This window comes from Robertmurraya mesotrionivorans (assembly GCF_050971805.1).
Classification (GTDB): Bacteria; Bacillota; Bacilli; order Bacillales; family Cytobacillaceae; genus Robertmurraya_A.
This window is the reverse complement of sequence record NZ_JBPCCH010000006.1, coordinates 161,319-185,849: the sequence shown is the minus strand read 5'-3', so window position 1 is coordinate 185,849 and position 24,531 is coordinate 161,319. Positions and strand designations below refer to the sequence as shown.

General features: G+C 38.3%; 21 protein-coding genes, 1 pseudogene and 1 riboswitch. Of the genes and pseudogenes, 19 read left to right on the top strand and 3 right to left on the bottom strand.

Annotated elements, in window-relative coordinates; genetic code table 11:
* The first annotated feature begins 9 nt into the window (after positions 1-9).
* From flgK to ACRX5O_RS12480, 8 genes and pseudogenes are all read left to right on the top strand, one after another.
* Positions 10-1,560, top strand: a complete 1,551-nt coding sequence (flgK, locus tag ACRX5O_RS12515) for a flagellar hook-associated protein FlgK (protein WP_433906264.1) — start codon at positions 10-12, stop codon at positions 1,558-1,560.
* Positions 1,561-1,571: 11 nt separating this feature from the next.
* Positions 1,572-2,453, top strand: coding sequence for a flagellar hook-associated protein FlgL (gene flgL, locus ACRX5O_RS12510; protein ID WP_433906263.1), 882 nt, complete (start codon positions 1,572-1,574; stop codon positions 2,451-2,453).
* A gap of 74 nt (positions 2,454-2,527) precedes the next feature.
* Positions 2,528-3,082 (top strand): DUF6470 family protein, encoded by a 555-nt coding sequence (locus ACRX5O_RS12505; protein ID WP_433906262.1) that lies wholly within the window; start codon positions 2,528-2,530, stop codon positions 3,080-3,082.
* 22 nt (positions 3,083-3,104) lie between these two features.
* A complete protein-coding gene (gene fliW / locus ACRX5O_RS12500; protein ID WP_433906261.1) occupies positions 3,105-3,530 on the top strand; it encodes a flagellar assembly protein FliW in 426 nt (141 codons plus the stop codon).
* A 4-nt stretch (positions 3,531-3,534) separates the two neighbouring features.
* Positions 3,535-3,753: a carbon storage regulator CsrA gene (gene csrA / locus ACRX5O_RS12495; RefSeq protein WP_433906260.1), complete on the top strand. Its 219-nt coding sequence runs from the start codon at positions 3,535-3,537 to the stop codon at positions 3,751-3,753.
* A gap of 216 nt (positions 3,754-3,969) precedes the next feature.
* Positions 3,970-5,469, top strand: coding sequence for a flagellin N-terminal helical domain-containing protein (locus ACRX5O_RS12490; RefSeq protein WP_433906259.1), 1,500 nt, complete (start codon positions 3,970-3,972; stop codon positions 5,467-5,469).
* Between the two features lie 343 nt (positions 5,470-5,812).
* A pseudogene (locus tag ACRX5O_RS12485) lies at positions 5,813-5,929 on the top strand (flagellin); the annotation flags it as partial.
* Positions 5,930-6,011: 82 nt separating this feature from the next.
* Positions 6,012-6,251, top strand: coding sequence for a hypothetical protein (locus tag ACRX5O_RS12480; RefSeq protein WP_433906258.1), 240 nt, complete (start codon positions 6,012-6,014; stop codon positions 6,249-6,251).
* Positions 6,252-6,595: 344 nt separating this feature from the next.
* Here ACRX5O_RS12480 and ACRX5O_RS12475 read toward each other — a convergent pair whose 3' ends face one another.
* Positions 6,596-7,195, bottom strand: a complete 600-nt coding sequence (locus ACRX5O_RS12475; RefSeq protein ID WP_433906257.1) for a hypothetical protein — start codon at positions 7,193-7,195, stop codon at positions 6,596-6,598.
* A gap of 156 nt (positions 7,196-7,351) precedes the next feature.
* On the opposite strand from ACRX5O_RS12475, the gene flaG reads away from it, so the two are divergent.
* The 6 genes from flaG (at position 7,352) to hpf (ending at position 11,817) form a co-directional block, all read left to right on the top strand.
* Positions 7,352-7,711 (top strand): flagellar protein FlaG, encoded by a 360-nt coding sequence (flaG, locus tag ACRX5O_RS12470; protein ID WP_433906256.1) that lies wholly within the window; start codon positions 7,352-7,354, stop codon positions 7,709-7,711.
* A 13-nt stretch (positions 7,712-7,724) separates the two neighbouring features.
* On the top strand, positions 7,725-9,788 hold the full coding sequence (fliD, locus tag ACRX5O_RS12465; RefSeq protein ID WP_433906255.1) for a flagellar filament capping protein FliD: 2,064 nt from the start codon (positions 7,725-7,727) through the stop codon (positions 9,786-9,788).
* 17 nt (positions 9,789-9,805) lie between these two features.
* The gene (gene fliS / locus ACRX5O_RS12460) at positions 9,806-10,207 is read left to right on the top strand and encodes a flagellar export chaperone FliS (RefSeq protein WP_433906254.1); all 402 of its coding nucleotides are present in this window, start codon (positions 9,806-9,808) and stop codon (positions 10,205-10,207) included.
* Positions 10,207-10,548: a flagellar protein FliT gene (gene fliT / locus ACRX5O_RS12455; RefSeq protein WP_433906253.1), complete on the top strand. Its 342-nt coding sequence runs from the start codon at positions 10,207-10,209 to the stop codon at positions 10,546-10,548. The genes fliS and fliT overlap by 1 nt, the downstream gene beginning before the upstream one ends.
* A gap of 200 nt (positions 10,549-10,748) precedes the next feature.
* Entirely contained in the window at positions 10,749-10,985 is a 237-nt protein-coding gene (locus tag ACRX5O_RS12450) for a hypothetical protein (RefSeq protein ID WP_433906252.1), read from the top strand.
* A gap of 271 nt (positions 10,986-11,256) precedes the next feature.
* Entirely contained in the window at positions 11,257-11,817 is a 561-nt protein-coding gene (gene hpf / locus ACRX5O_RS12445; protein ID WP_391557880.1) for a ribosome hibernation-promoting factor, HPF/YfiA family, read from the top strand.
* Between the two features lie 178 nt (positions 11,818-11,995).
* Here the strand turns inward: hpf and ACRX5O_RS12440 are convergent, their stop codons facing one another.
* Together ACRX5O_RS12440 and ACRX5O_RS12435 are read right to left on the bottom strand one after the other, a co-directional pair.
* Complete coding sequence (locus tag ACRX5O_RS12440; protein ID WP_433906251.1) at positions 11,996-13,651, bottom strand: methyl-accepting chemotaxis protein; 1,656 nt, start codon at positions 13,649-13,651, stop codon at positions 11,996-11,998.
* A gap of 12 nt (positions 13,652-13,663) precedes the next feature.
* Positions 13,664-14,638: a BMP family lipoprotein gene (locus tag ACRX5O_RS12435; RefSeq protein ID WP_433906250.1), complete on the bottom strand. Its 975-nt coding sequence runs from the start codon at positions 14,636-14,638 to the stop codon at positions 13,664-13,666.
* A 176-nt stretch (positions 14,639-14,814) separates the two neighbouring features.
* Between ACRX5O_RS12435 and ACRX5O_RS12430 the strand changes: the two genes are divergently transcribed.
* The 5 genes from ACRX5O_RS12430 to ACRX5O_RS12410 all read left to right on the top strand — a co-directional run bounded on the left by ACRX5O_RS12430 (position 14,815) and on the right by ACRX5O_RS12410 (position 24,531).
* Entirely contained in the window at positions 14,815-15,384 is a 570-nt protein-coding gene (locus ACRX5O_RS12430) for a chromate transporter (RefSeq protein WP_433906249.1), read from the top strand.
* On the top strand, positions 15,381-15,911 hold the full coding sequence (locus ACRX5O_RS12425; RefSeq protein ID WP_433906248.1) for a chromate transporter: 531 nt from the start codon (positions 15,381-15,383) through the stop codon (positions 15,909-15,911). Before ACRX5O_RS12430 ends, ACRX5O_RS12425 begins: the two co-directional genes overlap by 4 nt.
* Before the next feature lie 101 nt (positions 15,912-16,012).
* A complete protein-coding gene (locus tag ACRX5O_RS12420; RefSeq protein WP_433906247.1) occupies positions 16,013-16,852 on the top strand; it encodes a DUF1028 domain-containing protein in 840 nt (279 codons plus the stop codon).
* Between the two features lie 288 nt (positions 16,853-17,140).
* A riboswitch (cyclic di-GMP riboswitch) is annotated at positions 17,141-17,229 on the top strand.
* Positions 17,230-17,316: 87 nt separating this feature from the next.
* On the top strand, positions 17,317-23,262 hold the full coding sequence (locus ACRX5O_RS12415) for an OmpL47-type beta-barrel domain-containing protein (RefSeq protein WP_433906246.1): 5,946 nt from the start codon (positions 17,317-17,319) through the stop codon (positions 23,260-23,262).
* Between the two features lie 279 nt (positions 23,263-23,541).
* Positions 23,542-24,531: a LacI family DNA-binding transcriptional regulator gene (locus tag ACRX5O_RS12410; protein WP_433906245.1), complete on the top strand. Its 990-nt coding sequence runs from the start codon at positions 23,542-23,544 to the stop codon at positions 24,529-24,531.

Below are 24,531 nucleotides of genomic sequence, written 5' to 3'. Positions count from 1 at the left end.
GGCACACACATGCGATCAACATTTATGGGATTAGAGACTGCCCGCAGAGGGATGTTTACACAACAAAGTGCTCTTCATACTACAGGGCATAATATTGCAAATGCAAGCACACCTGGCTATACAAGGCAACGTGTGAATTTTACACAAACAGAACCATATCCAAACGTAGGGCTTAACAAACCACAATTCCCTGGTCAATTGGGTACAGGTGTGGCTACTGGGTCGGTTCAAAGAATTAGAGAAAGCTTTCTAGATGTTCAATATCGTTCGGAAAATAATAAGTTAGGGTATTGGGAAGCACGTGCAGAGTCATACACAAAGATGGAAGAAGTAATGAATGAGCCTTCTGATAGTGGATTATCAAAAACGATGGATATGTTTTGGCAGTCTCTTCAGGATCTAGCGGTAAATCCTTCAAACCCAGGGGCTCGGTCCGTTGTTAGACAGAGAGCAGTAGCTGTAGCTGAAACTTTCAATTATCTTTCAACTTCATTAAACGGCATTCGTGCAGATTTAAAAAATGAGGTTATGGTTACAGAAAAAGAGATTAACTCATTAGCAGAACAAATTAACAACATTAATAATCAAATTGCAGCTGTTGAGCCTCATGGATTATTACCTAACGATCTATATGATGAGAGAGATAGACTGGTTGATCAGCTATCAACTCTAGTAAATATAAAAGTCGACTATACTACGAATGGTGGGAATTCTTCTCCAATTGCTGAAGGTAGGGTTAATATTACTGTTGTAAATGACCAAGGGAATTCTATTGGTCAATTAGTTAATAGTACAGGTTATAATAAACTAACAGTTAGCTTTAATGGAGAAGATGATTCAGTAAAAACGATCCAACTTGGTAACGCGCAAATGGATTTTCAACAGTATGGATCAATTGGTAAGCTTAAAGCAGTAGTAGAGTCTTATGGATATGAAAAAGCACCAGGGGAAGTTTCGGGTGTATATCCTGATATGGTATCTGAGTTAGATAACATGGCTTATATGTTTGCCTATCAGTTTAATCTTCAGCATCAAGATGGATCTACTCCAAATCAAATTAACGGAGACTCTACAGATGCTACACCAGATTTCTTCTCGGATAGTAAGAATGGAACGATTGATCTTGCGAATAAGAAGGGCATGGCTTCTCGTATTCAAGTATCAGAAGAAATCATGACTAGTTTAGATAATATTGCAACGGCTAGTAAGGATAATCCAACTTTAGGTGATGCAACTAACATAAAAGCACTAGCTGATATCATTAACCAACCGTTTAAATACGGTAATGATACAGAATCAAACTTTCGAAACTACTATGAGGTATTAGTAGGGGGAATGGCTGTTAACTCTCAAGAGGCAGCTAGACTTACAGCTAATAGTGGGACATTAAAACAAGCTGTTGAAGAGCGAAGAATGTCCGTAAGTTCAGTTTCTTTGGACGAAGAAATGACAAATATGATTCAATTCCAGCATGCATATAATGCGTCTGCTAGAATGATAACTTTGCAAGATGAAATGCTCGATAAAATCATAAACGGTATGGGAACTGTTGGAAGGTAGGTGGATGAATCATGCGTGTAACACAAGGTATGTTAGCGTCAAACTCTCTTAAAAACTTAAGCAATAGCTATAAACAAATGGGGAAATACCAGGATCAACTTTCTACTGGAAAGAAGATTACGAAACCTTCAGACGATCCAGTAGTTGCAATGAAGGGTATGTTCTATCGTTCAAATCTCTCTGAAGTTGAACAATATAAGAGAAACCTTTCGGAAGCTTATCTTTGGATGGAAAACTCGGAAGCGGGTGTTGAACATGTTAATGAAGCGTTACAGCGTGTTCGTGAACTTGCTGTTCAAGGTTCTAACGGAACTCTTTCAGAAACGGATAAACAGGCAGTAGCGGAAGAGATAGATCAAATTAAAAAGGACATTATGTCTGTGGCTAATACCCAAATCGCAGGACGTTATATTTTTAATGGAACAAACACTTCTAAAGCTCCAGTTGTGGATGGAGGGACAGGTGCTCCACAAGCAACATTCAATAACAAGGAGTATTCAATTGAAGTTTCAAGAGGAGTATCCTTGCAAGCAAATATTAATCCAGAGAATGTCTTCGGGCAGAAGTTGTTTGATACTTTACAAGCGGTTCAAGAAACACTCAACGGAACTGGTACTGGGGACCTTAATGCTTTGTTAAGTGATATTGATACACAGATGGACTTGCTTTCTTCTGAGCGATCTGAACTCGGAGCGAGGTATAATCGTCTAGAAATGATTGAAGGACGTATTGATCAACAAGAGGTTATGGCTAATCGAATTCTATCTGACAATGAAGATGCTGATATTGAAAGAGTAATTACTGACTTAACAACACAAGAAAGTGTACATCGTGCAGCACTAAGTGTTGGGGCAAGAATTATCCAACCAACACTCATGGACTTTTTAAGATAATTGGTCAGAGTACGACCACAATCTAGAGCTGACCTGCTATATGTAGGGGCTCTTTTTTTATAGGGGGAAAGGGTATGAATATCCCGAAAATACGTATACAAACCACACCAGCAGTTACTGAGATGAATACGAGGCAAGGCCAGCTATCGATTGAACAGCCTTCTGGTGAATTACAAATTGAACAACCTAAGGCAGATATGAATATTAGCCGAGTTCCGGGAAAACTAACCATAGACCAAACACAAGCTAGAGAAGATGTGGACTTAAAATCATTGAAAAGAAGAATGGAAGATGCTGCTCAACAAGGTAGACAAGACATGCTGAACGGTATTGCCCGCCGAATACAAGAAGGGGCAGAGTTGATGAAAATCGAGAATGGATTTAAAGCAATTCAAACCATTGCCAAACGGAAGACAGATGGAACACAAAAGGAATTTGGACTTGGATTTATTCCTAGAGCCGGTTCTGTTAAAATAACTTACGATCCAGGAAGTGTCGATGTACAGATAACTGCAAATAAACCTAAAGTTAATTACACAATGAAAAAGCCAGTGATTGATTTTCAACCTGGTAAAGTACAAATTGATATGAAGCAATACCCATCAGTTGATATAAACTTTGAGTCTTAATAAAAATAAAAGGATGGATTGAATGGAATTTCAAACAAAGTACCAGGGAGTAGTAGAATTACAATTGGAAGATATTATTCATTTTAATAGTGGCATACCAGGATTTCCAGAGGAAGGAGAATTCATCATCTTACCATTAGAAGAAGGGACCTTCTATATTCTTCAGTCAGTGAAGACACCAAGTCTAGCCTTTGTCATGGTCAACCCATTTACTTATTTTCCTGATTATGATTTTACAGTAGAAGATCAGACTGTAGAGGCTCTTAAGATTGCTTCTCCAGACGATGTAATAGTTTATAGCATATTGACAGTACAAGACCCTTTTGAAAAAACAACTGCAAACCTACAGGCACCTATTATTATTAATTCAAAAAATAAGATGGGTAAACAAATTGTATTGAATCATGACGGTTATACCACTCGGCATAACATTATGGAGAAGAGGTGAAGGGATGCTTGTACTCACGAGAAAAGCAGGAGAATCAATTGTAATTGGTGAAGATATTGAAATTACAATCATCTCAACAAAGAATGATCAGATTAAAATAGGAATCAACGCACCAAAAACTATGGATATATTTAGAAAAGAACTCCTTGTGCAAATTACTAATGAAAATGTTCAAGCTTCTTCTATACAGGGTGATTTATTAAGTCTTATAAAAAAGAAATAAATCGTTAAAACTCCTGCAAGAGTAGGGGTTTTTATTTTTATAAAAAAAATAAAAAAGTTTTAAAAAACTATTAAACTTTTATACTAACCTCCGATAATAATAGTGTAAGGGAGAGAAAGAGAAAGGGCGGCCGACCTCGACGCTATCTCTTCCTACAAAACACTATAAAAAGAGTTCACAAGGATGTGAACTATACACTCAAGGAGGAAAAGTGAAATGAGAATTAATCACAATATCGCAGCACTTAACACATACAACAAGTTAAACTCTGCTTCTGGTGCTCAATCTAAATCAATGGAGAAATTATCTTCTGGTCTTCGTATCAACCGTGCAGGTGACGACGCAGCAGGTCTAGCAATCTCTGAAAAAATGCGTGCTCAAGTACGTGGATTAGACCAAGCTCAACGTAACGCTCAAGATGGTATCTCTTTAATCCAAACAGCTGAAGGTGCATTAAACGAAACTCACGACATCCTTCAACGTATGCGTGAACTTGCTGACCAATCTGCTAACGGAACTAACACTACTGAAGACCGTAAAGCAATCCAAGATGAAGTTAAGCAATTAAAAGAAGAAATCGATCGTATCGGTAACACAACTGAGTTCAATACTCAAAAGTTATTGAATGGTAACTTGAAGTCAGCAGCTGGAGCTTCAGTTGGACAGAATACAACAACTGGTGCTATTGTTGGTAAATTAGAAGCTGGAAAAGTAAGTGGAACACTAGCAAATGCTGCTGCAGGTGGCGGAGACTTTGTACAAGAGACTATCAAAGTTGATGGAACAGATATTAAAGTTAACTGGCAGGATCTTACTACTGAAGAAAAAGCAGTATTAAAGAATGCAACTACAGACGCAAATTCTAAAAATGCAGCTGCAGAATTAATTGTTAAGAAAATTAATGAGGCAATTGATGCTTCCGGCACTGGGGTAGCTCACGTATCGGGATACAGCGATGGAACTAATCTAGTTATTGAAAGTGGCTCAAAGGGAACTGATTCAAACGTAACTGCTGGTACAGCTGGAGTGTTATTTGCAATGACAACTACTGGTGGTACATCTACAGCAGGTACTAATAATTACAATGGAAAAGCTGTAGCAGGTGGAGCAGCTGACCTATTTGTGAATGGTACTCTACTTCAAGTTACTCTTCCAGCTGTAGCTAACAATGATACAATGTCTAGTACTGCAACTGCTTTACAAACTGCTATTAACAATGCTATTACTGCTTACAATGGTGATACTGGCAAGACATCTGGTCAAGAAGGTTTCTTAGAAGCTATTACAGTTAAAGCTACTGATGATGGAAGATTCAGCATTACAAGTGAAAGTGGAACTGTAGAATTGAAAGATAGAACTGGATCAACTATGGTATCAGATTTAGGTTTATCTGCTGCACAAACAGATGCATCAGCAAATGGTGGAATGACTTTCCAAATTGGAGCTAACAAAGGTCAAACTATCACTTTTGGTGTTAATGATATGCGTTCTGCTGCATTAGGTGTGTCAGGACTTGATGTTTCAACTGCTGCAGGTGCACAAAAAGGTCTTGAGTCCTTAGATAAAGCTATCAAATCTGTTTCATCAGAACGTGCTAAGCTTGGTGCTGTACAAAACCGCTTAGAGCACACTATCAACAACTTAGGTGCTTCTTCTGAAAACCTAACTGCTGCGGAATCTCGTATCCGTGACGTTGATTATGCTTTAGCTGCTTAATGGCAGTGACAAGCACAGTCGTCCTAGCTGGTAACGGCTAGAGATCATTATCGGGTGAATTGCTGGAAACCCCTTAGAGCTTTTCTTACCACAACGGAGTTGGAAACAACAAACGTGAGGGTGTGAAAAAAGAAAAGATTGGGCAATCAGCAGCCAAGCTCCTTTCTCGAAAGAGTGGAGAAGGTTCAACGACTAGGATAGACCATCTAAGGCGAAAGCTATGATGATGAAATCCATAGGTGAAACAATGGTCATCAGCATTGTGAATCCGAAGTGCCCGACCCCTACTAGATTGCTAGAGGGTGAAGATATAGTCTGGTCATTTATGAAAGTAAATGTTCGCACGATGGCGAAAGAAATGATGAACCAAACTAAGAATTCTATTCTTTCTCAAGCTGCTCAAGCTATGCTTGCTCAAGCTAACCAACAACCACAAGGTGTTCTTCAATTACTTCGTTAATTTTAGACATTTTAAAAGAGTCCTGGTTTACCAGGGCTCTTTTTTATACAAAAAAACTAATATGAGGTTGAGGTGATTTTACTTGAACAAAGATGAAAAAGAACAAAGGATTTTTTTAGAGGAAACGATTCAAATGACGAAAGAACATATTCAAATCTTGGACAAAATGGAGGTTCTAATGTCAGAAATGAGAGAAATCGCACAGTACATTCTTAGCAATGAGTTAAAAAAGATAGAAGTAAGAAGATTAAACAATCAATTTAATGAATTAAAAGAAGAGGTAGTAATGTTAGAAAAGAAACTACTAGTGATTGGTCATTAGTATGATTTAGTTCCTCCCTCCTTGAGAATTATGAAGATTAATATTTATAATGTCACTTATTCACAAGCCTGTTTTCTTTTGAATATTCAATAGTTTCAATTGTTCTTCTGGATCAAGAACTATTTGGTATCCTTTTACGGTATCAGATTGAATGGTTTTATTCAGAAAGTATCGATAGGTGGAATTGAACCAATCATTTAAAAATTGTTTATTATCGATCCTATTTATATTAGCTGTAATCTGTTTTGTTGGAAATTTAACTTCATATTGAGTCGGTAAATAGATAGTAGTTCTTTTAGATGAGGGAATAAATAGAGTTTTCTCATGGGTCCAGTTTTTCCTTTTCATTGAGTAATGATATGAGAACGAACCATATGTAAGAAAATAAAAATTTGAGGCTGATCATAGAGACATAGTCGATTTTGTCCATCAATGGCAAAATTCAATTGAAACTTCTTATTTAGTAAATCAATGAGCATTCTATTTTCTTTAGTGGAAAAACTATCTGTCGATAAAATGATCTTTTTAGGCTTATTGTCCTTTATTGTTAAGTGACCATCATCCTGATACCACCAACTGAGGGTTGCTGGGGTAAGTAGATATTCTAATGAATCAAACGGGATGATTTTCTTCCTATCTTGGTACCATTTGTCCTTTAATATTGTGAATAAAGGATGAGTCTTAGATTGCACATACACTGATTCTGAGTAGCCATTTACTAGCCTAGGGTCAATAACCTTTTTATTTTTTGGAGGATTCAGTGGTAAATAAGGTTTTAATGTTTCATAGCAATGTCTACACCAAAGTTGATCTGAATATGTGTGTTGAAAGCGGAATCTTGGTTGTTTCCTTTCTTCAATCGTTAAGTTACCATCACCTAGTAATTTTCCATAAAGATAAGATAGTATATTCCCGGGAGTATTCTTTGTTAGGTCTACCATCATTTTATATCTCCCTTCAATATAAGAACATGCGTTCTATACGATTATATCCTGAAAACTCCAACTTGTAAATTCCTCATCTTTCTTTCTGATAAAAACTAAAACAACTTCCTTATCGTCCGATATAATAGAAAAGAATGCTTTCAGGGGGAAAGGTATATGATAGACCGCATTCAATCGACAGGTGTATTTTCTTCACAAAATAGACCCTCTACCGTAGACAATAATGGTACTGAGGTTATACCTACTAATAAACAAGAACAAGAATCTGAGATAATCCCAAAGGGTACTCAAAGTAAGGAGCAAGTAGAGGAAGTTGTAAAAGGTTTGAACGATTTCCTTAGTCCTACACAAACTTCTTTAAAGTTTGAACTCCATGAAAAATTGAATGAATACTATGTAACATTAGTTGATGATAAAACACAGCAAGTAGTCAGAGAGATACCATCTAAGAAAATGCTAGACTTTTACGCTGCAATGACAGAATTTATTGGAATTATGGTAGATAAAAAGATTTAAATGAGGTGGTAGTATGAGTATCCGAATTGGCGGATTGGCAAGTGGTATGGATACCGATACAATGGTTGCTGATTTAATGAAAGCTCAACGTATTCCATTGGACAAACTGAAGCAAAAAAAACAGGTTCTGGAATGGCAGAGAGATGATTATCGTTCAATGAACACGCTTCTCTTAAATTTCAGATCCACATTAACAAACATGGCTCTTTCGACTACTTATCGTTCAAGGGCAACCACTTCTACAGATGAGTCAAAGATAAGTGCAACGGCATCAAGTGCTGCTTCTTTAACTTCTTATACTATTAACAAAGTCGATAAACTAGCTACAGCGGCTACAAAAGTAAATACTGGTGCAATTTCAGCTTCAGCCACTTCTAAAGTCGATATGAATAAGTCATTATCTGAATTAGGTAGCCAGTTGGGGACTTCTATTACATGGGACATAGAGAAGGGAGTTGCTGAATCCCAAACCATCACAACCTCTGCTGCAGGAACAAGCTTTGATTTAGTATTAGGCAACGGGGTAACTGTAAAGAATACTAAGTTAGATTCCTTAAACGTAAAAGTGAATGGTGTATCCTATCAAGTAGTTACGGGATTCTCAGGAGATACAAGCAAAAAGGAAGTTACTATAGGAAGTGATGGTAAACTAACCTTTAATCAGGAAATTGCTAAGGATAGTTCGATCAAGGTAGATTATATTGCTTCAAATAGATTACAGGAAGTTCAAATTTCATCTGATACGGACAATATCACGCTATCAAGTGATGCTAATCATTTAAGTAGTACGCCAACCTCTATTAAAGTTACGACTGGGGAAACTAGTGTTACCTACGATATTGTTGGGAATACGATAAATGATTCAGGTGGTAACGCTATAGGTACAATAGATAGAACTACAGGTAAAGTGACTATAACTGATTCTACGAAAACGTTTAATAGCGGCGACAAAGTCGAACTTAGTTATGTACAAGACTATAGTACCTTCTCTGTTGAAACACGTGGGCCAAATAATGAAATAAGGAAAGAAAATTTTAATATTTCTGGAACTGAATCATTGAATTCTGTAATTACAAAGGTAAATTCAGCAAATGTAGGGGTTACAATGTTCTACGATGTTAATTCTGATAGAATGACGTTGACTAGAAAAGAAACAGGTAATTTTAATACTGCAGGTGATGAGATTATTACATCTGGTCAGCTCATTAATGATGTTTTAAAATTTGGTACAGCCACAGAAACAGGTGGTACAAATGCTAAGTTCACTATTAATGGACTTGACACGGAGAGAACGTCTAACACATTTGAAGTAAGTGGAGTAACCTTTACATTAAAAAAGGAATTCACTGATTCTGCGGCTAGTATTAGTATCAATAATAATTCAACACAAATCTTTGATAATATTAAGGGTTTTGTGACTAAATACAATGAGCTAATTGAAAAAATTCAAGCAGAATTAAAAGAAGATCGATATAAATCCTATACACCTTTAACTGATACACAGAGAGAAAGTTTAACAGATAAGCAACAGGAACAGTGGGAAGAAAAGGCAAAAAGTGGGATGTTGAGAAGAGATCCAACTTTGTCTTCACTATTAACTAAAATGCGTTCAAATTTTTCATCTCCTATTTCAAATACTGGAATTAACCCTTTATATAAGCAGTTAGCTAGCATAGGAATAACAACTACTGCAAACTATCTCGAGGGTGGAAAACTAGAAATCGACGAGGCTAAATTAAAGAAAGCTATTGAAGCAGATCCTACATCAATTGAAAAACTTTTCAATGCAACAGGGACTACGGACGGAGAAAAAGGGATCATTCATCGATTGACAACTACGGTGAATGATACAATGAGTAAATTAAGAACAAAAGCAGGGAATTCATTTTCAACAAATAACCAGTTTGAAATTGGAAAGCTTATGAATGACGTAGATAAAAAGATCGAAAGGTTTGAAGATCGCTTAACAAAAGTTGAGGACCGTTATTGGGCCCAATTTACAGCAATGGAAAAAGCGATTCAACGATCAAACGAGCAGATGGCACAGTTAATGAATTTTAGTGGCAGCTCGTACTAATAAAGGAGTGCTAGAAAATGGCAGTAAATAATCCTTATCAAGCATATCAGCAAAACTCGTTAAATACAGCCTCACCTGGTGATTTAACTCTGATGCTCTACAATGGTTGCTTAAAATTTATTAATCAGGCTAAGGTCGCTATGCAATCTAAAAATATTGAAGAGAAAAATACAAATTTGATTAAAGCTCAAAAAATTATCCAAGAGTTTATGGTAACACTAAATATGGATATTCCGGTGTCGAAAGACTTAATGGCTATGTATGATTATCTAAATCGTCGTTTAATGGAAGCTAATTTAAAAAACGATGTAGCTATTCTTGATGAAGTTTATGGTTTTGTAACAGAATACCGTGATACATGGAAACAAGTCATCCAACTAAATCGTCAAAAGCAATTCGCTCAAGGTGGCCAAGCCTAGTGAATGGTTTGCAGCTGTTTTTTGATCTCACTGTTCAATTGATTAAGCTTTATCAAACTGATGGGGACCGTGATGAGCGAATACAAGAAACAGAGAGACTGTTAGCACTTCGTGATGAGGCAATGAAAAACTCTACTCCTCCTTCCACAGATGTAGAGCGAGAACTGTTACAAAAGTGCAAGCAGCTTAACGATCATTTAAATGGATTAATGAACCAAGAAAAGCTGAACATCCAAAAGGATATGAAAGACCTGAAAACGAAAAAAGAATCGACAAATAAATATGCCAATCCATATGAGAATTATAATCCAGACGGAATGTTTTACGATCGCAAGAAATAGAGACTAGGGTAATAGCTAGTCTCTTTTTGTTTCTATGCTTATGTCTGTTAACTCTATATTTATTTGAGTGGGTTTCACTTCTTAGATTCAGTTAGGAATTAAAGGGTTTTAAAATTACAGACTGTTTATTACTGTTAAAAGAAACTTATTCTTCAGGAAGAACGTATAAGAATTCAGTTGAAGCTAATTGAGGTGATTATATGTATTGGAAACTTAGGATTCCTCTATTTTTATTTGTTTTAGGGACAGTTTCTGGTCTTGCTCAAAAGTATCCAATAAATACTTCATATTTTATCAGAAGTACTCTCTTTATTGGCTTAATAGGAATTATCTTTACTATTTTTGAAAAAACAAAGTTAAATAAAAAGAAAGTTCATTTTATAATTGGTATTGGTTTAATTATCTTAGGTTTTCTGATTGATTTTCTAATGGTTTAAAGCATTAAATAAATAAAATTCAATAACGTATCCTTTGCTAAAATGTATTAAACCAATTAAGGTCACCAATTCGACACAATTTTTAAACCTTTTTCAAGTTTTAGCAGGAGTTTCCGAGGGTAAAATAGAAGTATAAATACATAGTCTTAATTACCATATTAAGACGGTGGTTATTTTTAAGGAATGCTTGGAAAAAGTGGCGTAGGACAAGCTGAACTAAGCATAACAGTAAGGTAACCAAATTTGTATAATGTGAAGGAGGAGTTCACTTATGAATTACAACGTTCGTGGTGAAAACATTGAGGTAACTCCAGCAATTAGAGAGTACGTGGAAAAGAAGATTGCCAAGTTAGAAAGATACTTTACTGAGACTCCTAATGCAAATGTTCATGTGAATTTGAAGTTGTATAATGACAAGCGATCCAAAGTAGAGGTAACGATTCCGATGGCGAATTTGGTGCTTCGTGCAGAGGAAGTTCATGATGATATGTATGCGGCGATTGATCTGATTACTGATAAGTTAGAGCGTCAAATCCGTAAGCATAAAACAAAAGTGAACCGAAAATTCCGTGAAAAAGGGAACCTAAATGAATTATTTGCTTCTCCAGTCGAAAATCAAGGTGGCGGTGTAGCAGTAGAAGAGGATGAGAGCGATTTAGAGCTTGTTCGTCAAAAGAGCTTTGACTTAAAGCCGATGGACAGCGAAGAAGCGATCCTTCAAATGAACCTACTAGGTCACAGCTTCTACGTGTTTACTAATGCTGAAACAAACCGTACAAATGTTGTTTACAAGCGTAAAGATGGCCGTTATGGCTTGATTGAAGCTCAATAATAATGAAAATGCCTACTCGTTTAGATCGAGTAGGCATTTTTTATGGTCATGATATTATTTTGTTGCAACTTTCATCGAGTTTCTTGCAAGTTTGACTCAGTTTCCTTGCAACTTCGAACGGTTTTGTTGTTACTTTTCGGATTCGACATACATTTCGGGAGAATCCGACAAAAATCATCTACAACCGAAACTTCGCCAATTCCTTCTTCATCTCCACCGTCAGTTCCTGCAACTGCTCCATCTTCTCATTCACCTGCTCAAACGCCTGAAGCTGAGCATCCGTAGAAGCACTAATCTCTTCTGTCCCGGCAGCCGTTTCCTCTGTAACGGCCGAAATATTCTCAATCGCACTAATAACATAAGCACTCATGCTGCTAGAGGTTTTCATCCCTTCAACCAACGCATCTAACTGTTCGTTGATTGCCATAACATTCATAGAAATCACTTCAAATGAAGATTCTGTTTCCTTCATAGAAGATTGCTGTTGATTGGATAAATCATACCCAAGCTCCGTTGCTTCCACAATTGTAGCAATGCCTTTTTTCATATGACTAACCATCGTTGTGATATGTTCGGTTGCCTTGGTGGAGTCGTCTGCAAGTTTACGAACTTCGTCTGCTACAACAGCGAATCCTTTTCCAGCATCTCCTGCACGTGCTGCTTCGATCGCTGCATTTAAGGCCAACAGATTCGTTTGATCAGCGATTTCTCTTACCGAACGTGCTGCATCCTCAATTTGTCCAGCAAACTGTGTGAAGCCTTCAACTGATGTTTTAATATGATCCGTCGATTGTGATAACTGTGAGGCTAGTTCAACTTGTTTTTCTAACGACACTCGACCGGTTTGAACTGAATCCAACGCAGCAGAACCTGCCTCTGAGGATTGCTCTGTTTTATCCTGAACTCGAGAAAATTCTTCGTTCATTGCACCCATAGAGCTGGCGGTCGATTGAATGTCTTCTGAAACCGATTGGCTACCGCGTGCGAGCTCTTCCGTTGAAACCGCCACCTGGTTGCTGATTTCACGTAAGCTCACCATATGTCCAGATACTTCAGCTGTAAATCCAGTTACTCGTTCACCAACCTGCTCGATCGATTGAACGGTTTGTCTGACATTCAAAATCATAAGGGCAAAAGCAGATTTTAGTTGGTCCAGCTCGTACGAACTATCTTCTTTCACCTCGTCCACTTCTACCGTGAGGTCTCCTTCAGCGACTTTAACGGCATGGTCCACGACTTCACGTAACGGTTTCGCGATACGTCTAGCCAAGAACCAAGTAGAAAGGCTAGATAACACAATTAATATGATAATCGCAATGATCGAGAAAACGACAACAAAGTGAATCTTCTTCTCTGTTTGCTGAAGCATTTCGTCGTACCATTCTCCAGTAAGTTTATCCAATAAGTACATATCATTTAAGACACCCGAAATACGTATCGATTGTCTTTTAATCGCCGAAGGGTCATTACTTCCAAACCCTGCATCCACCTCAGAAGTTAGGGCATCAAACTTCTCCTGTACTTTCCCTAAAGTTTGTTTCTGCTCATCCACTCTAATCACTTGTGTAAGTGCCGCCATTTGCTCATCAATGTTCTGTAATTGTAAGAGTGCTTCTGATTTGTTTGCTTCACTTTGGTTAAAAGTGTAGTTCGAGAGCGCTTGCTTGGCTACAACCAGTTCGCCTTGTATATCTTCTACTAAGATTAAAACTTGAACATCATCCTTAGCGGAGCTTTGCATACTAACCAGCTGAGATATCATAAATCCAATGATCAATGTTGATAATAAAAGTGGAATGATAGCGATGATAAGTAAGCGAGATCTAAGTTTCATTTCATTCCCTCCTTATTCCGTTTCGACGGTGATGTCGCCCGAAATGATTTTCTCTTTTGCTTCCTCAAGCTGACTATTTTCTGCTTCAGATAGTTCTACGACACGGATGTCTGCTAAGCCAACGCCGTTTTCGGCAAGACCCAGTACATACGCGGAAGAACCGATTTTTCCTGTTTCCTTTAATTCTTTGGCAATATCGTATACGGCTACGTCAATATTTTTTAGCATTGAAGTTGTAACGGCTTTTTCTGCTACGAAAAATTGGTCAGAATCCACCCCAGCTGCTAATTTACCAAGTTTTTGAGCGGTTTGAAGCGCTCCGAAGCCAGTGAATCCAGCTGCAGGGTAGATGAAATCAGCACCAGCTGCAATTTGTTTTTCGGCAATCGTTCCACCAAGTGTCGCGTCTCCAAAGGAATTCGCATACTCGACCAGTACTTCTACATTCGGATTGACGTATTTTGCCCCTTGTATGTAGCCTGCTTTAAAGTGATTCACGACAGGTACATCAAAGCCACCGATAAATCCGATCTTTCCAGTGGTGCTCTTCATGGCAGCGACCATACCTACTAGGAAGCTTCCTTCATATTCTTTAAAAGTGAGGGATACGACATTTTCAAGCTCAGAACCCTCATCTATGATCATAAATTGCTGATGTGGATGTTCTTTTGCCACCTTTTCCAATGCTTCTTTTACAGAGAAACCAAGACCGATAATCAAGTCATATTCCTCTTCCACCAGTTCGGTTAGTTTTTCTTCAAAGTCTCCATCTGGAGCTTCTTTATAGTCAAATAAAATTCCAAATTCATCGCGAGCACGTTCAAGGCCACGGAATGCAGAGTCATTAAAGGACTCATCCCCAAGACCACTATCTGATAAAAGAATCCCAATTTTGTATTCTTTTTCTGTCTTTGTTTGCTGTGCTCCGAGTGAACAAGCGCTTAAAACGTTCACCACTAGGAACAATAAGAATATTCTTTTTAGCATGTTGCTGTCCTCCTCATAGTTGTACATACCTCTTATTTATCGGACAAGATTCGACAAGGTTTAGTATTCTGTTATAATTTTGTGAATATCTCGAATTCCGAAAGAGATGGTTACCATGATGACTGATATTTGGTATGATGAAACTATCTGAATTTTTATAATTTAGGAGGAATGTTATGAAGCACAGACAGTTATTTATCGCCTTCTTCCGCTCAGGAATTCTGGGCTACGGTGGAGGGCCATCATCAATTCCTCTTGTGAAAAAGGAAGTTGTCGATACATTCAAATGGATGGATTCGGATGAGTTTGGCGATATTTTGGCACTTGCCAATGCCTTGCCAGGGCCTATTAATACAAAAATGGCTGGTTATATTGGGTACCGTGTGGGTGGGTTGTTAGGATTATTGAATGCTATTTTTGCATCGATTTTACCGAGCATTCTTTTAATGATCATCTTGTTAAATGTACTGAATACCTACAAAGACGAACCGTGGGTACGCGGCATGTCGATGGCGGTTGTACCGGTCGTTGCGGTCATGCTCGCTACGTTGACTTGGGATTTTGTTAAAAAATCATCTTCGTCTAGTCTCGGTTGGGGTTGGACTTGTGTTTTTGTGGTGGTTAGCCTTGTGTTGCTTCAATTTTTACATGTGCATCCTGCAATCATAATTTTCGCTTTATTATTAAGTGCATTATTGAAAAAAGATCAAGGGAATTCAAAGGAAAAGGAGAAGACGTCCGCATGATTTATTGGCAACTATTTTTGGCGTTTTTTATTCCGGGAATTCTCGGGTATGGTGGGGGACCAGCCTCGATTCCTCTTGTTGAAAATGAGGTGGTTGATCGGTACGGTTGGTTATCAGTGAGTGAATTTAGTGAGGTGCTCGCGTTAGGAAATGCACTGCCTGGCCCTATCGCGACAAAGATGGCCGGTTATATTGGTTATGAAGTGGGCGGGATTTTTGGAGCGGTTGTTGCTGTATTTGCTACTGTGGCACCGTCGTTAATCTTAATGGTCACTCTTCTCGGGTTGTTGATGAAATTCAAGGAATCTCCAAAGGTTAAGCGACTTACGGTGTTAGTTAGACCGGTCATTGCCGTTCTATTAGGAGTCATGACGTATGATTTCTTTTTCTCCTCATTCGAAGGAGTGGGGATTTGGCAAACGATTGGGATCGGTGTGATTAGCTTTGTGCTGATGGAGAGGTTAAAGGTCCACCCCGCGTATGTGATTGCCGGTTCGTTGATTTATGGGGGAATATTTCTAGGGTAAAATGTATAGTTTCACCTTCCGTAAGCTGGTGTTGCTAGCGCAACAAAGGCTTCCTTCAGGTGAAACTATCCTAATTAGAATTTAGGGGGGGAGGCAAAAACATGACGTTTTCAATCGTAGGTTATGACCCAAAGGAGAAAGAATGGGGAATTGCGGTGCAATCGAAGTTTCTTGGAGTTGGCGCCGTGGTTCCGTTCGCGAAGGCTGGAGTAGGTGTTGTTGCGACACAGTCTTACGCGAATACGGCTTATGGTCCGGAGGCATTGAAGTTGTTTTCAGAAGGAAAGTCAGCGGAAGAGGTGATCGAAATCATTACCTCACAGGATGAGGACAAGGATCTCCGCCAGGTTGGAGTCATCGATGCAAACGGAAATGCTGCCACTTTTACCGGTGAAAAATGTTATGACTGGGCAGGTGGAATCACCGGAGAGCATTTTGCCGCACAAGGGAATATTTTAGTCGACGAACAGACCGTACAAGCGATGGCAAAAACGTTTCAAGAGACAAGTGGAACATTAGCCGAGCGCTTACTCGCTGGAATGAACGCAGGGCAAGAGGCTGGTGGAGATAGTCGGGGCCAGCAATCAGCTGCCCTATTAGTGGTGAAGGAAGCGGGCGGTTATGGTGGATACAATGACCGATTCATTGATCTTCGTGTCGACGACCATCCGGAGCCGATTAAAGAGCTGATTCGTGTGTTTGGTTTGCAACAGCTATACTTTGCTCCTCCAAAGCAAGAGCGGATTGCTTCGATTGAAGGGCATGTGAAGGAAGAATTGATCGCGTACTTAAGACGACATGGATATTTAGATTTGTATGTTGATGAGGAAAGCGTTCACAAGGCACTGACGCGTTATATACATACAGAGAACTTTGAATCGCGTGAGTTAGAGCGTGGGAAAATTGACTTGGACGTGCTTGATTATATGAAAAAGCAATAGTTGTGTATAGCCCCCAGTAATGGGGGTTTTTATGTGGGAAATTTTATACTGTTGTAGGTATGTGGATCTTAAGAGACTCCCTAAGAATTGAATCCGAAAGACGAAAAGTATCAAAGAATCATGTGTAAATACCTATCTCATTATAAAAATAAAATAGTATAATCGAACTAAATTTAGGTAGTTAATCCTAAATAACTCCCGTTAACTGCCGATAATAGATTTATAACGCACATGCTTGGAGGTGAAACAATAGTAATAGATGAGTTTTAAAAATGATTGTACTTAATGAAGTGAAAAGGGCAAATCACGGGAAACGGTGAGACGCAAAACTAAGAGGGCCTTACCCGCAGAAATGCGAATGGCAGCCAGTTACCACAAGAAGTCATAGATTGTCTTTTCTATGAACCTTTCTTATGGGGTTCTTTTTTATTTGCCTTTTTTAACATGAAAGGTAGGGTAAATTTATGTTGAAAAGAATGTTTAATATTCCAGTTCTACTAGTCGTTCTTATGCTTATCTATCAATTGATTGTCCCAATCGGTAGTATAAGAGCTTCTGCAAATACTGGAACCATGCTTCCGCCTAGTAATCTAGCTTATCAGTCAGTTACTCCAGACGATGGAAAGCTAACTTGGAGTGCTGTATTTGGAGCAAGTGGATATCAAGTTTATGAAATTAAAGACGGACAGCTTACGGTGCTTGGAACAACAACGGGCACTTCGTATGATCTAAAAGATTTGCCAGAAGGCTCTTATAGATACGTAGTTTCTACTTTATCTAGTCAAGGGGAGTCTGGTCCATCAGCACCGGTAAGCACAGAAATTAGATATCCTGAGATGCAAACGCCAGCAACCTTTGCAGCAACGATTCAAAATGGAAATGATGTTGTATTAAGCTGGGGAGCTTCACAGTACGCAGAGAAATACAACATATATCAAGTATTAGAGAATGGTGAAAAGTCATTCGTAAACTCAACTAATACCCTGACATATAGTTTTTCTAATGTGGCCGAGGGGGCTTACTCTTACGCGGTTTCTTCTTTTCATCCACTATATGGGGAATCTACTACATCAACTCCAGTCAATGTAAATGTAGTAAAGCCAGTGATGAAAGCTCCAGCGAATCTCTCTTTTACAATTGCGAACGTGACGGATGTTACGTTGAAGTGGCAGGCAGCGGAGTTTGCAAATAGTTATAGTGTATATTCAGTGAAAAACGGACAGTTAGAATTAGTAGAAACAGTTACGAGTACCAATGTTACATTTAAGAATTTACCTGCAGGAGACTACGTATATCAGGTGTATTCAAATAGCTCACGTTTTGGAAGTTCTGTAGAAGGTAGCGAGGTTACTTTCTCTGTTCAATCTATCGAGATGGCTCCCCCTGAAAATGTAAATGCTAAAATCCAAAACAAAAATGATGTAGTAGTTAGTTGGACCTCAGTACCATATGCAACAGGGTATAAAGTGTATCAGGTTGTGGATGGTGTGAAAGTATTAAAGGGAACAGTAACTGGAACTTCTTTTTCAGCTACTATGCTACCTGGTGGCGAATACGTGTATGAGGTTCATTCAACTAGTGACCGATTTGGAGAGTCTGAAAAGGGTACACAAGTTACTTTTACCATCGAGACAGTAAAAGTAAACCCACCTACTGAACTTGCGTATAAAATTCTAAATGGCAATGATATCGTCTTAAGCTGGAAAACAGCTGAAAATGCTACGAATTATAAGGTCTATCAAGTAGTTGGAGACCAAAAGATATTAAAGAACACAGTAACAGGCACATCTGTTACATTTACGAACATGCCAGCAGGCAATTACAAGTATGAAGTATATACAAATAGCACTCGATTTGGAGAATCAGAGGGAAGTGATGTAGTGTCCTTCGTACTGGATCAGGTAGTAGTAGCAACACCAGGGAATGCAGGATATGAGATTTCTAATGGTAATGATTTAAAATTACAATGGGATTCAGTTGAGTTTGCCAATAGTTATAAAGTGTATCAGGTAGTAGATGGGAAAAAGGTTTTAAAAACAACCGGTTCTTCCTTATCAACAACTATTTCTAATCTTCCCGAGGGTGAATATAGATACGAAATCTATGCGTATAGTAGTAGATTTGGTGAATCGCCAGTTGGAGCGGTGGTAGAGCTAGCATTGGTGCATCCAGAAATGAAGGCGCCTGCCAATGGAAGTTATACGATCACTGGACCATCTTCGTTCGCATTAAAGTGGGATGCGGTAGATTATGCAAATAGCTATAAGATCTATCAAGTAGTTGATGGAAATAAAACATTAAAGAATACCATTACTGGAACTAGTATGGCCTACTCGAATATGGCACCAGGTGAGTATCAATATGAGATCAATTCGTATTCTACTCGTTTTGGAGAATCAAGAGTTGGAACTTCTATTAAGTTCACCTTAAGTGGTCTAAAATTAGCAACTCCTGAAAATCCTAGCTATACCATTAGCAATGGAAATGACATTACCCTTAAGTGGAATGCTGTTCAATATGCAAATAACTATAATATTTATCAGTTGATTAATGGAGAAGAAGTATTATTAAAAAGGATTACGGTGACAAGTACAACTTTAACCAATGTAGCTGAAGGTCCATTCCAATACATTATTAAGGCAAACTCTACATTATTTGGAGAGTCTCCAGAAGGTGCTGTACTTGAAGGGAACTTAGTACACCCTGACTTGGCTAAGCCTGGAAATGCCAACTACACTGTCTCAAACGGAAATGAGATAACTCTGAAATGGGATACTGTTCAGTATGCAAATGGATACCAAATCTACCAACTGATAGATGGAGAAAAGCAGTTTGTTCGTAAAGTAACAGGAACAACCATCAATTTTTCAAACATGCCAGAGGGTGATTATCAGTATGTCGTTCACTCTTACAGTGATCGTTTTGGGGAATCATCGGAGGGTAGCGAACTGGTGTTTACATTGGTACATCCAGTGATGCAAGCCCCAGCGGATCTCACAAAAACATACTTGAATGAAAATGATATTAAGTTAAGTTGGGCTGCTTCGCCATATGCAACAGATTATCGTATTTATCTTCTAAAAGATGGAGAACTAACCTTACAAAAGACATTAACAGGACTCACTCATACATTTGTAAACATGCCAGAAGGGGATTATGAGTACGTCGTTCACTCTTACAGTGATCGTTTCGGAGAGTCACCAGAGGGAAGTAAGCTGGTGTTTACATTGGTACATCCAGTGATGCAAGCCCCAGCCAATCTCACAAAAACGACTTTAAATGGAAACGATATTAAGTTAAGTTGGGATGCCTCAACGTATGCCACAAGTTATAAAGTTTATCAAAAAGTTGATGGGGAATTAACATTACTAAATACCCTTCCAGCAACAACGAGAACCCTTGCCTTTACGAATATGCCGGAGGGTGATTATGAATACGTGGTGCATTCCTATAGCACTCGTTTCGGGGAATCACCAGAAGGAAGCGAACTTGTGTTCACATTAGTACATCCAATTATGCAAGCCCCACCGAATCTTACTAAAACATTTGTGAATGTAAATGATATTAAGTTAAGTTGGTCTGCCTCGTCACTTGCAACAGAATATCGTATATACCTTCTAAAAGATGGAGAACTAACTTTACAAAAGACATTAACAGGACTCACTCATACATTTGTAAACATGCCAGAAGGAGATTATGAGTACGTCGTTCACTCTTACAGTGATCGTTTCGGAGAGTCACCAGAGGGAAGTAAGCTGGTGTTTACATTGGTACATCCAGTGATGCAAGCTCCAGCCAATCTTACAAAGTCAATTTTGAATGGAAACGATATTAAGCTAAGTTGGGATGCCTCAACGTATGCCACAAGCTACAAAGTTTATCAAAAAATTGATGGAGAATTAAAATTACTAAGTACACTTCCATCAACAACGAGAACCCTTGCCTTTACGAATATGCCGGAGGACGATTATGAATACGTGGTGCATTCCTATAGCAATCGTTTCGGAGAGTCACCAGAGGGAAGCAAGCTTGTGTTCACATTGGTGCATCCAATCATGCAAGCGCCAGCCGATCTTACAAAGTCAATTTTGAATGGAAACGATATTAAGTTAAGTTGGGATGCTTCAACGTATGCAACCAATTACAAAGTTTATCAAAAAGTTGATGGAGAATTAGAATTACTAAATACACTTCCAGCAACCACGAGAACCATTACCTATACGAATATGCCAGAAGGTGACTATGAATACGTGGTGCATTCCTATAGCACTCGATTTGGAGATTCACCAGTAGGAAGCGAGCTTGTGTTCACATTGGTGCATCCAATCATGCAAGCGCCAGCCAATCTTACAAAGTCAATTTTGAATGGAAACGATATTAAGTTAAGTTGGGATGCTTCAACTTATGCCACAAGTTACAAAGTTTATCAAAAAGTTGATGGAGAATTTAAATTACTAAGTACACTACAGGCAACAACGAGAACCATCACCTATACGAATATGCCAGAGGGTGAATATGAATACGTGGTGCATTCTTATAGCACTCGTTTCGGTGAGTCACCGGAAGGAAGGGCTATAACCTTTACCCTTACTTGGCCGGTAGTACAGTCTCCGGTGGTTAGCAACAGGGTGGAAAATGTAAATAACTTTACGTTATCGTGGCAGGCAGTCACTTGGGCGAATGAATACCGTGTATACAAAGTAACGGATTCAGGGAAAGAATTGATTTACAAAGGAACTGGATTTACCCATAAGGTATATAACCTACCAGAAGGTGTTCATTCATATGAGGTTACTGCTTATAGTAATCGATTTGGGGAATCTTTACCGTCAAATATGATTACTGAAAAGGTAGTGTTTCCTGTAATGGGAGTTCCTGTCGCTAGCTTAAAGCTTCTGAGTGATACGAGTGCTAGAATTACTTGGGATTTTGTTACTTATGCTAATGGATACAATATTTACGAAGTGATTAATGGAGAGCCTGTATTAGTTGCTGAGAAAATTAATAACCTATCTTACACTATTAATAATCTAACGTACGCTAATCATTTATATTATGTAACATCTTACAGTAACTCCTTTGGAGAATCTAAGCCGTCCGAAACCGTATTAGCTAAGTTAATTATTGATGAAGAGGCACCTGTCACAACCGTGAATGCTCCAGTTGAATGGGTAAACCAAGATCAGTTAGTAGAATTCACAGCAACGGATAACGAAGTGGGCGTAGCACATACGTATTATTCATTAAATGATGGACCTATCGTTGAAGGAACATCGGTTTTAGTTGCTCAGGAAGGCATCAACAAGATTGTTTACAACTCTATTGATAAAGTGGGCAACATGGAGGAAGTAAAAACAGCACTAGTGAAAATTGATAAAACAGCACCAACAACGCAAGTAAATGAAATCCCTACTGCAGCACAATCATTTACAGTAGAGTTAACGGCAAGTGATGAATTAAGTGGTGTGTCAAAAACCTATTATTCACTTAATGGTTCAGAGTATGTAGAAGGTACTTCTATTGAAGTGACTGAAGAAGGGATAAACAAGATCTCTTATTACTCAGTTGATGCTGCAGGGAATAAAGAAGCCGTAAAAACGGTCACAGTGAATATTGATCAAACAGCTCCAACTACTACAGCAGACCTGCCAACTACTTGGGTGAAGGAAGAGGTAAATGTTAAATTAGTAGCTTCTGATGAGAATAGTGGTGTAGAAACAACCTATTATTCTATCAACGGCTCTGAGTTTGTAGAAGGAACTGCATTTACGGTGGGTAAAGAAGGCGTTAACTCCGTTTCTTACTACTCTGTTGACGCTGTAGGTAATGTAGAAGATGTGAAATCAGTTGAAGTAAAAATTGATCAAACAGCTCCAACTCTTTTACTTGATGTAAAAGGGGAGTACGAGTTAGGGGAAACAATTACATTAGACTACCTAGCTAAAGATGATCTATCTGGAATTGCAGTAGAAGAGGTAACCTTTAACGGTCAAACCTATAATAAGGGAGACCAAGTGACGTTAAATCAGCCAGGGGAGTACAAATTAAGTGTAAAAGTAACAGATGCTGCTGGTTGGTCAACGGTCGTACAGAAAACAATGGTTGTCTATATACCAGTTTCTCTTGAGGTATTACCTCGAGTGATTAACGGGAACAAAGGAATCTTTACGGTAAAAGCAAATCTACCAAAAGAATACCAAGCCTACACATTTGATGTCTCATCTGTAACATTAGATGGTGTATCTCCTGTTACAGATAATAACGGTTTGTATAAGCAAGCTGAAAAAGGACATTTCAAGTTTGAACGTTCTGACTTTACTTGGACTCCAGGAGAAGTACAGCTTGAATTACGAGGATATGTAGGAAAATATTTAGTGGTTGGAAAAGCAACAGCCATTGTGAAGAAATAAAGTGTTTGGGAAAGGACTTCTTGAGAGAGAAGTCCTTTTATAAAGATAAGAAAGTCTAATTAACCAATACAAAATATAAGTCAAGTTCCTTAGCGATTTTTTAATTGGTTTAGCTTAAGTGTAACAACTATTATATTTATGATTGACAACCTAAACAGAAAGCGTTTACAATATGTGTAACGGGTTACATATAAACCTAATCAACAATATATTATTTTTTTACCTAATGTGTAACCGGTTACACATTTATTACACAGTTGGAAACTTGAGGTGAAGTAATTGAGTACAATCAAGAAGGTTGCAGAAGAAGCGAAGGTCTCAGTTGCAACTGTATCAAGAGTGTTAAATAGTACTGGCTATGTAAACGAAGAAACAAGAAAGAAAGTTTTAAAGGTCATAAAGGAATTAGATTATAAACCAAATTCGGTGGCCCGCAGCCTTTTTAAAAAACAATCGATGACAATTGCTTTGATTGTCCCAAATATAACGAATCCTTTCTTTCCAGAGGTGGCAAGAGCGATTGAGGATGTTTTAAGTAGTAAAGATTATACATTAATCTTGTGTAACTCTGATGATAACTCAGAGAAAGAAAAGAAATACTTTGAGGTAATGAAACAAAAGTATGTGGATGGCGTAATTGTCGTGACTTCAACATTAACTCCTCAGTACATAGAAGAAAAGGGTATACCCATTGTAGCGGTCGACCGATTTATTGATCCAACCATCCCTTGCGTATCGGTAAATAATATAGAGGGTGCCAAGAGAGCTGTTCAATACTTAAAATCAACTGGATGTAAGAAAATCGCCCATATTCGTGGACCTAAAAATATTACAAGTGCGGAAGATCGTTACCTTGGTTACTTGAATGAAGTAGAAAGTGAGTCATGGTTTGAAACAGACTACGTCCGATGTGGAAACTTTAATATTGAACAAACCACAGAGGTAACGAGAAAGCTGTTAAAAGAGAACCCAGATATTGATGGGATTTTTGCCGGAAATGATTTAATGGCTGTTGGAGTCATAAAAGCGGCCATGCAGCTTGGAAAAAGAATTCCTGAGGATCTCTCTGTTATAGGTTTTGATGGAATCAGTCTCTGTAAAATGACCAATCCAGAAATTACAACGATCGCTCAACCGATCTATGAAATTGGTTCGGTAGCAGCTCAAACGCTATTAGATTTAATTGAGGGTAGGGTGATTGAGAAGAAGCATCATCAGTTAGAGGTGACTATAAATAAAGGTCAATCAACTAAAACAAGAGGTGAGTGA